Source organism: Nostoc sp. DedQUE04 (genome assembly GCF_034530995.1).
Taxonomy (GTDB): Bacteria; Cyanobacteriota; Cyanobacteriia; order Cyanobacteriales; family Nostocaceae; genus Nostoc.
Map to the genome: position 1 here is coordinate 92,457 of NZ_JAVRCA010000004.1, position 12,558 is coordinate 105,014.

At 39.5% G+C, this 12,558-nt stretch carries 8 protein-coding genes; all 8 read right to left on the reverse strand.

Annotated features, from left to right (window positions below; all coding sequences use genetic code 11):
- Window positions 1–3: 3 nt before the first annotated feature.
- On the reverse strand, window positions 4–2,547 hold the full coding sequence (locus RM049_RS04105) for a glycosyltransferase (RefSeq protein WP_322703262.1): 2,544 nt from the start codon (window positions 2,545–2,547) through the stop codon (window positions 4–6).
- 50 nt (window positions 2,548–2,597) lie between these two features.
- Entirely contained in the window at window positions 2,598–4,598 is a 2,001-nt protein-coding gene (locus RM049_RS04110) for a tetratricopeptide repeat protein (RefSeq protein WP_322703263.1), read from the reverse strand.
- A 387-nt stretch (window positions 4,599–4,985) separates the two neighbouring features.
- Window positions 4,986–6,266, reverse strand: a complete 1,281-nt coding sequence (locus RM049_RS04115; protein ID WP_322703264.1) for a calcium-binding protein — start codon at window positions 6,264–6,266, stop codon at window positions 4,986–4,988.
- A 108-nt stretch (window positions 6,267–6,374) separates the two neighbouring features.
- Window positions 6,375–6,545, reverse strand: a complete 171-nt coding sequence (locus RM049_RS04120) for a hypothetical protein (RefSeq protein ID WP_322703265.1) — start codon at window positions 6,543–6,545, stop codon at window positions 6,375–6,377.
- A 6-nt stretch (window positions 6,546–6,551) separates the two neighbouring features.
- The gene (locus tag RM049_RS04125) at window positions 6,552–7,814 is read right to left on the reverse strand and encodes a nif11-class peptide radical SAM maturase 3 (RefSeq protein WP_322703266.1); all 1,263 of its coding nucleotides are present in this window, start codon (window positions 7,812–7,814) and stop codon (window positions 6,552–6,554) included.
- 67 nt (window positions 7,815–7,881) lie between these two features.
- Window positions 7,882–8,322, reverse strand: coding sequence for a Nif11-like leader peptide family natural product precursor (locus RM049_RS04130; RefSeq protein WP_322689497.1), 441 nt, complete (start codon window positions 8,320–8,322; stop codon window positions 7,882–7,884).
- Between the two features lie 72 nt (window positions 8,323–8,394).
- Complete coding sequence (locus RM049_RS04135) at window positions 8,395–11,487, reverse strand: tetratricopeptide repeat protein (RefSeq protein ID WP_322703267.1); 3,093 nt, start codon at window positions 11,485–11,487, stop codon at window positions 8,395–8,397.
- Between the two features lie 654 nt (window positions 11,488–12,141).
- Entirely contained in the window at window positions 12,142–12,390 is a 249-nt protein-coding gene (locus tag RM049_RS04140) for a hypothetical protein (protein ID WP_322689495.1), read from the reverse strand.
- Window positions 12,391–12,558 lie beyond the last annotated feature (168 nt).

Sequence of the window (12,558 nt, forward strand, 5' to 3'; positions counted from 1 at the left end):
ATCCTATAGTGCGATCGCAGTTTGTGGGGGTTTTAATTCAGTAGGAATATTGTCTATAGGTGCTAATAGCAACTTAGCAATGATTTCTTCGCGTAGGGGAGCGGCTTCATCTTGAGTCAACAAAGCGAATAACTTTGCTACTGCTTGTGGGGAGCGATCTATTTTGAGGGACTCTTGCAGTATAGACAAAGCTCCGGCGATATTGCCCACCTGAAGAGGAATTGCTGCTCGTGTCAGACAATAGTTGAAATTTTGGCTGCGAGCTTCTCTGGTAATCTTGGCGCGCTGCTCAATGGGAAAATAGGTATCAGAAATTTCAATCGCATGGCGGATAGCTTTTGGCATCTTTCCAGAAAGCCAATTTGCAGATGTCAATTTTTGGGTATGTTCGCGATAACGTGCCAAAATGCCTGGTTCGTACCACCAATCGTAATTAGCAGCATAGCGTTTAAATATTTCCCAGTCAGAAATTTCAGTTAAGTGCGGGTAATGCCCTCCTAACTGTTCGTAAGCGGTTCGACGAATGACTATTGCAGGTATGGTTACTAGACCACAGACACCAATGTTGGACAGCCAATTTGTCATGATGCCCCTGTGTTCTCCATACACCGAAACTACTTCTCCAGTGTTGATCGTTTCTCCTTTTTCGTTAATATATTCAAAACCGGTACAACCAACTCCAACTGTATCTGGACAAGTTGCCAGACTTTGCTGGAGGCGTTCATAAAAACCTGGAAGTACACAGTCATCATCATGGAGAACATGCACCCACTGACCGCGACTCAGGGCAATCCCGGCGTTATAATTTCTCGCTCCACCGATATTTTCTTGATTGCGGTAGTAGCGGATTACTCCTCCCCCAATACTGTTTACTAGATCGAACAACGGTGTTGTACTGGCATTATCCATTACCAGAATTTCCATCTGCTCTGCCCCAGGCCATTGCACTAAGACGCTAGCCAGACATTCCAGGAGATAATCGGTGCGGTTATATACCGGAATCACTACAGTCCAAAATGGTCGAGGTTTCTCTGGCTCTATTACAGGTGGAATCGCTGGAAACTGATAGTCGCCAACAGTAACCTCAGCTTGAGGAATGGAGGGAGTAACGAGCATTTCTGGAGTGATGGCAGCATCAAAGTAAGCAGATACGGCTTTGGCATAGTGAGGATTGAGTAAAGTTAATGCCTGACGATACACAGAAATCGCCTCTGCTCTCTTGTTTTGAGCTTGGTAAACCTGACTCAAACGGACGTAGATTTTCCAGTTTAAGGGATTGAGTTTTAGGGCTTGGCGATATGAGGCGATCGCTTCTTCCGATAAACCTTCTTCTTGCAGGATGTTGCCTAAGCTATAATATGTCTCTGGCGAATTTGGGTCAAGAGCGATCGCTTGACGATAATAATTAATTGCTTTCTTAAAATCCCCTGCGATCGTGCAAGAATGTGCAAATTTCTGATTCAAATCCGCGTAGTCTGCTTGTTGAGCTTTTGATAGTTTACCTTGCGCGTTCAGGGCGTTGCCTAAGTTAACTTTTACTTCGGCAAAGTTGGGCTGGAGTTCTAAGGCTTTTTGATAACAAGTAACTGCTTCATCAAACTTACCTTGTTGTTCCAAAGTATAACCCAAGTTATTATGCATTGCTACTAGCTTTGACTCTAGGGCTATTACATCAGGCAGAGAAGCAAAATCGAAATACAAGAGAAACTTTTGGTAAGGAATATTTTGAAAGTTTTTATTTTCTTGCTTAAATTTTGGAGATAGTAAAATTAATTCCTTATCTCTATTCCTTTTCTCCATATCGTTCAGTTTTTCTAAAAGCTCACCATCTAATTCTCTGCCGCCATTTCTCGAAAATGCGTTCTTCTTTAACCAATGTGTATGCCAGAAAATAAAGCCTAAATAATAAGCTGTGATGCCTTCAAATTGAATTGCTTCACAAAATGGAATTTTGGCATTTTTATCGAAAATATTTTGCGGTGAAACTGTCCAATATGCCACATCTCCATCACCAGAAGCAACACATTTTAAATTTGTGTAGTAGTTGGGATCGTTTGGACGTTGATATAAATTTACTCCTGAAAAAAATAAGGCTGTATTTTGCAGATGATTTTGCTTCAAATAATTATAAATAATTTTTAATTTATCGGGAATACCTATGGAATCGCCGTCGATATAAACGCAAATTTTATACTGCGTCTGACTAAGACCAAAATTAGAATAAAAAACGAAAGAATGAATGTTGTTTACATCCAATTCAACTTGTTCTTTTGTACTAAACGAATAGACGTGAGGTAAGTAATGAAAAGCCCGTATTTTCTGAGGATATTTTTGTGCAAATGCCTCTATTATTTGAGGAGTTTTGTCTGTACACTGATGAAACACTATTACCAATTCATCAACATAATCAATCCAAGATTCGATTGTTGGTGCCAAAAACTCCTCTTCATTACGAACTCGCATCAGACCGCTGATCCCATCTTGTCGATTTTGTGGCTCAAAAGATGAAGCATTTATAGTAGGATGCTCTACTTGACTAATTGACATAGTTTTTTAGTCCAAAACTAGAAAATTTTTGCTTTTTCCTAAACAAGTCTTTATAAAGGAAGTGAGATAAATCTTGAGGCAATTTCTTCACGCAGAGGAGCTGCTTTTTCTTGTGTTAACCATCGGAATAACTTTGCCACTGCTTCCGAACTACGATCTATTTTTAAAGCTTCTTCTAACCCTTGCCAAACTCCAGCCATATTCCCAGTCTGTAGGGGAATTATCAGCGATTCTAGACAATAAAGAAAATAATGACTCCGAGATTGGGCGGTAATTTGTGCCGAGTATTCAATAGGAAAATAACTCTTTGAAATTTCAATTGCACGGCGGATGGATATCATCTGTTTCCCAGAGAGTAACAGTTGGCTGGTGACATTGTTAGCATGTTCGCGGTAACGAGCTAAAATTTCTGGTTCATACCACCAATCATAAACAGAGGCAATGCGTTTATAAACTTCCCAATCGCTTGTATAGGTCAGTTCAGGATGATATACGCCCAATTGTTCGTGTGCTTCTCGACGAATCACTACCGCAGGCATATTCAATGAGTTACTAACTCCAATAATTTGCAACCAATTTTGGGCAATTCCTCGCTGCTCTCCATAGACTTGTTGGCTGAAAATTACTTCCCCTTTCTCGTTAATATTTTCATAACCTGTAAAAGCGGCTCCTATAGAATCCGAACACCCTTCTAGACTTTCTTGTAGCCGAGAATAAAAACCTGGGAGAATATAATCATCGTCGTGCAGTAAATGAATCCAATGACCGCGAGTTAGAGCAACTCCGGCATTCCAATTTCCTGGCAAACCGAGATTTTGCGGATTGCGATAGTAGTTGATTATGCCTTGTCCGATACTATTCACCAGTTCAAATACTGGCGTTGTACTGGCATCGTCCATGACGATGATTTCCATCTGCTCTTCTCCTTGCCATTGGGTCAATACACTAACAAGGCATTCGAGTAGATAATCTATGCGGTTATATACAGTTACCACCACACTCCAGAAAGGACGCTTACCTGTATTTGCTACGGTTGGAATAGTCGGAAAGCTGTATTCCCCTACAATTACCTCCCTTTGGGGAATTGAGGGCGTGACTGGTACTTGTTGAGGAATTTCAGCATCCTCACTAGATACTAATGCTTTGGCATAGTGAGGATTAATTAGTTTTAATCCTTGTCGATAGGCAGAAACAGCTTTCTGACATTGGTTGAGTTGTTGGTAAATTTTGCCTAAATTGAGGTATACTTCTCCATCCTTGGGATGAAGTTCTAAGAGTTTTTGGTAGGATGCGATCGCCTCTTCTAATTCTCCTTGTTCTTGCAGCGCCAAAGCCAAGTTATAATGGGCTTCTAACAAATTTGGTTGTAGTGCGATCGCTTGCTTGTAACAAGTAACAGCATTTTTCAAATCCCCTGCTTTTTTGCGTGCAACACCCAATTGATTATTTAATTGTGCATAGTATATTTTTTGATTGATCGAGAGCTTACCTTGAGCGTGTAACGCATTACCCAAATTAGTCTCTGCTTCGATAAAGTCTGGCTTTAACTCTAGAGCTTTTTGATAATAGTTAATTGCTTCTTCAAATAATCCTTGTTGTTGCAGAGTATAGCCCAAGTTGTTGTAAATTGGTAATGAATTAGGTAATAAAACTAAAGCTTCCCGATAAGCTTTCTCTGCTTCGGAAAACTGTTCTTGAACTAAATGCAAATTACCTAAACTGAACCAAGTTTTAACAGAATTTGGTTGAATTTGTGAAGCCGCACTTAGCCACTGTTCAGCAGTTTTGAGTTGCCCCATCTGCTGTGCTAACATCCCTAAACCATATAAAGCTTCATGGTTATCGGGCTGTTTTTCCAGAACTTGACTATACAGCAGCTCTGCCTCCAATAAACTATTATCTCGTTGCTGTTGAACTGCTAGTTCAAGGATTTCAGCTACTTCTGTTTGATTTAGCGATTCAGCTTCATCCTTGTCACCTGACTGATGCTTTTGTATCGCAATTTGAATAAAAGATTTAACTCTAGATGCTGAAATATTTGTAGCATTCATAACTCTGTAGTATCTATAACTATATTTGAATTTGATATTATATTGTTATAGATTACTATAATTTCAGAAGATAAGTGATAACTATTAATAAAATATTTTCCCTATTTTTGCCTGTTAATCAAGCAAGGCTATTTAATTAAAATAAGGGAGAGATTTTGTCAACAGTATGGACGAGAAATAAGCCTGAAGCTAGCGATCGAACATTACCAAGTCAAGTAATTTCAGTGCGTACACCATAGTGTTTGCTGTTGGCAAAACCTCTCCCAGAAAAGGTATCGAAATTTTATTGTACAATCAGATTTTTTTTAGGCACCCGATTGTTTTGACTGAGATGCTTGTAAGTCAGAGTCTGTTAGGAAATGAAACAAGCAATTAACCTGAAGCAAATTATATTATCGAACTGATATCGCTTGCACTCACGTTTGAAAATAGTATGCTTTGTTGAGGATTATTACCGATAGACAAAGTGTTACCAATAGACAAAGTATTACCGAGAGACAAAGAATTTAAGGTGAGAAGAGCGCCATCGCTGGTATCTGTGATGTTACCTCGACTTCCCCAGCCATCTAATACAAGCTTGTCAACACCAACCTGAAAATCTTGAATGACATCAAAATCTTTTTTCAACAAAGAATCGCTACGTTTGAAAGTAAATGTGTCATTACCTTCGCCACCAATTAAGACATCATTACCACTACCACCATAGAGTGTATCATTGCCTTTACCGCCATAGAGTGTATCATCGCCTTCGGCACCATCTAGCGAATCATTACCTTGGCCGGCGTCGAGGTTATCATTACCTCTTTTTCCAGATAGCTTATCATCCCCTAAGCTAGCATAAAGTTTGTCTGCCCCGTTGGTTCCCGTCAGATTATCCTTGCGAATCGTGCCGTAGATAACATCTCTACCCAGGTTGCCGATTAAAGTGTCTCCTGCCAATTCAACAGAAGTAGTATTAATTTTAACTATAGTTAAGTTGGTATTACGATTAAAATTCCGTTCATAAGTACCAACAGCACTACCATTGAGGAAATCAGTACCATTGTCGCCATCAATATCATCATCTTTGTCACGACTCTCGATTGTGACATTGCGACTACGACCAAATGTTAGATCCCCGATTTGGTCGGAGGAGACTAATTTACCTTGGATGCCAAAATAATCTAAAACTCTGGCCCGATTAGGATTTGTGGTATCTAATACCAAAAAAGTTGTTGTCGACTGGCCCTTGTTATATTCAACGTCAGGATTTTCAATTTCTTTAGCTGCCAATTTTAAATTTGCTGAAAAATCAAAAGAGAAGCTGTCATTACGACCAACCGCAAAACTAGCAAGTACTTTTGCTTCGCTGTTGGAAGTACCTTCAAATTGACCACTTAATCCAACTACAGCAGCCTTAGTGAAAAGTGATGAAAAAGTTGGATCAAAACTTGCTTGAGCCTCAGCAATTGCAGCAGTTATACCACCTTTAACTAAGGTATCTGCCTGAGTAGTAGTTAAAATGCTTGCAGCACTTTCACTATAGTTAGAAAAAGTAGCATCCCCTTCAGCGGTAACAAAATTAGGACTAGGATCGGGCTTGGGATCGGGTCTATTGTTGAGATTAGTTCTACCATTAAAAGAAAGTAACTTTGGAACTGTCAGTGTTAGACTTACTCTTGATGCCATAAAAAAACTGTGTTGATTTTGTGAGTTAACAAATTTGCGCGTAAATATTTGGGGAGTAATTCTCTCCTAATTTACGAGCTAAATCTCTTGATATCCCTAATAAACCTGTTAGCTTTTATCCAGGATTTGCTTCGCTTTTAACAGTACTTTGAAATAGGTTAGTTGACTATTCCAAGCGGAACGTGGAAGTAGTGGGATTTTCTCTAATTCTTGAGATGGTGATGACTCAAGGTCAGTTTTTTCCTCTGAAATTGTGTTAATTTCGGAATTTTCTGCCATAATTTATTATCTCACGAGAGAGTAATAATGATCGGGTTCTTTTTGCCAACTTTCCGACCACTGAATGCTGTCAGCAGTAAAGTGTAATCGGTCGTTTGCTGGCAATAAAGTATCTCTAGGCTCGACAATTAGCTCAAATTCGCCATTATCAAATGGCAATCCTTGCGCCTTTACTTTGGGAACTACACGCTCTCTCATACCTTGTTTGGCATGAACAAGAGCGCGATGATGACAGTAAGGATTATTACCTCTCTTATTAAAGAAAACATGGGCAGTCCAACTGCAACCCCCACGACAAAGTTCAGCATATTCGCAGGTTTTACAGAAACCCCATAGGTGTTTTGTGCCTTCAGGTGTGCCTGCTCCTAGATTGAAGCGTAGTTCTTCTGCACCCTCGATAATATCATGCAAGGTATGTTCTCGAATGTTACCACCTGTATAGGCAGTAGTCGGCAGTGAGGGACAACCTTTAATCGCTCCGTCAGCTTCAATTCCCAAAGTGGAAAGTCCTGCACCGCAACCTTGCCAAAATGAGAAGTCATCCTCCTTTCCCCGTCCCCGCAACAGTCGTTCATAAGGGCCGTAGTAACCAATGTTATTTCCCGCCTGAAGTTGCACGCCTTCTTGGTAAGCACGACGCGCCACACGCGCAAGCATGGGGTATATATCTAGCAGTTCATGGGGTTGGAGGAGGATATCTGCGTTATCGGCTGCATTTCCCATTGGTACAGTTAGCTGAACTTGCCAAGCACGCGCACCTGCATCACGAATGCACTCATAGATGCACGGAAACTCTGGCGCTGAGAGGCGATTAATTTGGGTGTTGCAACCAAAAGGAATACCTACTTCTCGCAGATGACTCATGGTCTTAAATGCATATTTCCAAGAGCCTTTCTTTCCCCGCAGGCGGTCATGAGTTGCTTCCAAGCCATCAATAGAAACAGAGACGGTACGAATTCCCGCTGACTTCATTTTTTGGGCGGTTTCTAAGGAAATGCCATAACCGCCTGTAGTCATACCACATAACATTCCCGCCTCGTTGATAGCTTTGGCAATTTCCAGCCAGTCTGGACGCAGAAATGCTTCACCACCAATGAGAGTAACTTCTTTAATTCCAACTTCTGCCATCTGCTTGACGAGATCCAAAGCTTCTTCTGGGGAAAGTTCTTTGGCGCGCTCATGTCCTGCACGGGAACCACAGTGACTACATGCTAGATTGCACTTCAAGGTAATTTCCCAAACTGCGTAGCTTTTGCGCTGATATGTCATAGGTTAACTCTCAATCTCAACCCTCGAAATAAACGAACGAATTCTATTTCTTCATCGCTTTATCGGGTTATTGTACTTCTGTTGAACTAAGAACTGCTCCATATAACGGTTGTACAGGTGGAATTTTTCCTATGGGAAGTGGCCATGGCTTTGGATTTGGTTTAGGAATCCATTTACATTTTTTAACTGGTGGTTTTCCACCTTCTTCGGGAGGTGAGACTACAACACCATACAATGGCTGAAGGACTGAATCCTTATTGTTTGTAAGCCCGCCAAAGGCTCCTAGTAATTCGTCTTCACTAAGGTCGTCAAACTGGCCTAGTTCTTTTAACTCCAAGATTTTAATTGAGGCTGTTTCAAATTCTTCTTGAGAAAAATTATAGCCACCTTCTTCCATGACTTTTATCACTTCCTCAACCTTATCACTCATCAATTGAGTGTAAAAAGCCTCCTCTTTAACTAATCTGACTATGAACTCTTTAACTTTCTCGAAAATTGTTAATGACATAAATTTTACCCCCTTAATTTGAAAGTTGAAGTTTAGATTGATGTTAATTGACGATCGCGTCAACTAACCCGTTTAGCGAGAAACTTTTAGTGAGTCCACTTGTGTAACTTGTTGTTGCTGGTTTTGGTAAATCTCTCCTAATTTGATATTGGCCTCCTGGTGTTGGGGATTGAACTCTAAAGCTTTTTGATAGCAAGCGATCGCTTCTTCTAGCTCCCCTTGTTCTTGCAGTGCCACCCCCAAGTTATAATGGGCTTCTACCAAATCAGGCTGTATTGCGATCGCAGTTCGATAGTAAACAACAGCAGTTTGCCAATCAGCTCCTTCTTGGTGGGCAAAGCCCATCTGATAATTCAATTCTGCATAATAGGCTTGTTTCTCTGGTGAAAGCTTCCCTTGAGCAAACAGCGCATTTGCTAAATTGATTTCTGCTTCTATGCAGTTGGGCTGAAATTCCAGAGCTTTTTCATAAGATGCGATCGCATCCTCCCACTTCTCTTGTTGTTGCAAGGTGTAGCCCAAATTGTTGTATATTGTCCCTGCATCTGGTCGCAAAGCAATAGCTTTTCGGTAAGCTGCTTCAGCTTCTGGTAACTGTCCTTGGCCTTGCAGCAAATTGCCTAAACTAAACCAAATTTTCACGGAGTTAGGCTGAACTTGCGAAGCTGCACTCAAATGCTTCTGAGCTTCCTGCAATTCACCTTTGTGCTGTAGCAGCATCCCTAAATTGTATAATGCTTCTGAATAGTCTGGTTGTTTTTCGATCGCTTGACGATATAGCTGTTCGGCTGTATCTAGGCGATTAGCTCGATGCTCCTGAAGTGCAAGTTGAAACAGTTCAGCAACTTCTTTAGCATTAAATTGTCTTGGTTTATTAACCAGCTGCAAAATAAAATCTTCCAGCGCTCTGACTGGCTTTAAATCGCCATATAATTTATGTTTATTTTCTGCAACTTGCTGAGAAATATATTGCCGATATTTAGCATCTTTCCCCAGACGGATGGCGATTTGGACATATTCTGATTTATTTGAAGCGATCGTCTCTTCGATACCCATCATCTGTAAAATTGCTAGAGAATGGCGCGATCGCATCAGTTCTCCAGGTAAAGTTACGACCGGAATATTATGAGCAATAGATTCGAGCGTGGAGTTACATCCAGACCAACCAATACTATCTAAGAAGACATTTGCTATAGCTGTAGTTCCAGCAAACTTCCTGTCATTAAGGAAAGACAAAAACAAACAGTGATTTTGATAATCTAATCCTAATTCTGCAAAAGCATGATTTAAGCGCTGGCGAAATTTTTCTGTTATTTCTTCACTTTTGCTTTTAATAAACACAAACTTAGAATTTCCTAGTTCTTTAGCAATAGAAGGAAAAACATCATCATGATTAGGCAAATATTTATATAATGATTGACAACACCAGAAGAAAATATCATCCTCTTTTAAACCTATATCTGGTTTCTTAATTTCTTCGGGTGGAATTGCTAAAGGCATATAATGAATAGATAGATTGGGTAATCTAACTAATTTTTCTGTATAATGTTCTTGAGCATTTTCGGGTTCCATTAAGTCACTGCTCAAGTAATAGTCAATTGTTGGCAGTCCACTAGTCTCAGGGTGTCCCCAAGATGTCATTTGAATTGGCGCTAATCTCAGACAACCCAGTTTGAGCGCCATTGGGTCCATCCCAAATTCTGGGAAAATCAGGATATGTAATCGATCTTTTGTAATTACCTCACACCATTGTTCAGTTGAGCGAACACCTTGAACAAATTTATCAAAAGTTTTGGTGGCACTCATTGTTGAGTAATCTTTTTTGTCTCCAGTATAATAACCAAATAATTCAAACTCACTTCTATCTATATTTTCTACCCAACCTTTAATCGGGATTTTCCAATTAGAATGACTAGATAAAAACCCAGAAACGATCCCAATACGAACCTTTTGATTTTTATCTAAATTTGGCAGAGCAAGCGGCTGGCAATCTTGGGGATAACGACTCGACATAATTTGGAAAATCATTTCTCCATAAGTTCGCTGTAAATCTCGGTCATTTAAACCTTGATATGTCAAATAAAAAGGTTGAAATGCTCCCACAGCTTCCGATGCTTTTGCCCGTCCTTCCCGATTAGTTAATTCATAATATTTAGCTAAATCTTGCAAATACTGTTGATACTGATTTCGTCTGAATGCAATTTCATCAACATTAGAATAGATAACTGGTAGTTGGCTCATACAAGCACCAAATTTAGCCATATTATAGTTTGGGTTCACTTTTACGGCTTGCTCAAATGCCTGGACTGCTGCTTCTATTTGGTTATCATCTCTCAATGCTGTTCCCAAGTTGGAATATATATAATCAACATCAGGTCGAATTTTAATCGCTTTTTGATAGGATTCTATGGCAGCATCAAATTTATTTTGCGCCCTGAAAATATTTCCTAAGTTGTTATAGGTGATTGCAAAATTAGGTTGAATACTTAAAGTTTTTTCATAAGCTTCTATTGCTTCTGCAAATTTTCCTTTTTCCTGGAAAAGATACCCTAAGTTGTGATAGGCGTAATGATAGTCTGGTTTAATTTTCAGTGCTTGTTGGTAAGAATCGATGGCATCATTGAATCGCCCTTGTTTTTGGAGTACTTCTCCTAAATTAGTATGAGATGATACCAAATCTGGCTGCAATGCAATAGCTTGGCGATAATATAATTCTGCTATCTTGAAATCGCCTGCCTTTTGCTTACCTAAAGCAAACTGCTCGTTCAACTCTGCATAGTGGGCTTGTTCTTCTGGTGACAGCTTACCTTGAATGTGAAGAATATTTTTGATATTAATTTGTACTTCTATGCTGTCTGGGAGAATTAAGAGTGCTTTTTCATAACAGGCGATCGCTTCTTCTAGCTTACCCTGTTGTTGCAGACTAAACCCCAAACTGTTATATATTGCCCCTGCTTCAGGTTGTAATTGCAGGGCTGCTTGAAAAAATTGTTCTGCATTTTGATATTGTTCCCGTTGCTGCGCCAGCAGACCTAATCCATATAATGCTTCTGACTGCTGGGAATCTAAGTCTATAATTTGACGATAAATCTCTTCGGCTTGGGTGAAGCGCTTACTTTGATAATATTGACTTGCGAGTTGGAGAGCATCAGGAATTGTCGTCACGTCGCTTTGCTCCAAATTCAAAATTAACAATCCCCATTCATAGATTTAGGAGCTTATATCCTTTCATTTATGGGCTTTTATGGGCTATAAATACAATCTTTTTTATTTAAAATGTCTTTTGTTCCTATATAGGACTCATATTTTATTGCGTGAAAAAAACTCAGTACAGCTTTATTCCTTCTTCCCAGTCCCCAGTCCCTAGTCCCTAAGATTAATTCAGAAATCAAATCAGATTGCTATATCTGCAAGGAACTCAAGCTTTTGAAACTTATAACTGATATCGATTGATATCATGTCTGCTTGGTTACTTCTTAAACTTAATTAACAGAAATTTTACTCTTCTCTACCTTTCGGGGGTCTAAGAGAAGCTTAAGGCTACGGTAAAATCTTTCTCTTATGACTATTAGCCCAGAGTTTTAATTCAGGGCGGGTAAATAACACAGGCTGTAATTGGGTTGAGGATTAAATGTTCTAAGTTGTAAAACTTTATTGCAAAAACATTTTTTTAAGACCAAAGGGTGTATTTTTGGTAAAAGCCGAAGGCTCAAATGAGCAAAGAGCCTTCGGCATTTATCAATATACTAAGCTTTCGAGCCTAACTCTACTTGCAGAAGTTAATACTTTTTGTAAGTAGAGTTTAATTATTACTACTTGTTAGTTAGAAGTAGAAGCATAGCTTGATGACGAAGCAGTAGCGCTATTAGGAGTAACGGTGGCGTTAGTAAAGGTTACAGCTACGTTGTTGAGGCCGCCACTTGCTGAAGCATCTGCATCAGCTTGTGCAACGCTGTTGAATTTGGGGGGCTTGGGCTTGGGCACAACAATGACGATTACCTTACCCTTAGTACCACCAATAATTTCTTCAGTGGTATTTTCCAAGTAGTTAAGATCAGAAATAATCATTTGAGTTCTCCTAAAATTTGTAACTGTTGTTGGGAATATTTGGTCTAACCAACTTGTTTTGTTTGGCTATACATCTAATATACTTTATTCCTCAAAAAAGTCAATGCTTTTTTGAGGAATTTTTGATTAAAAAAACTAATGTATTTGTGTTGAAAAATCATTATATAT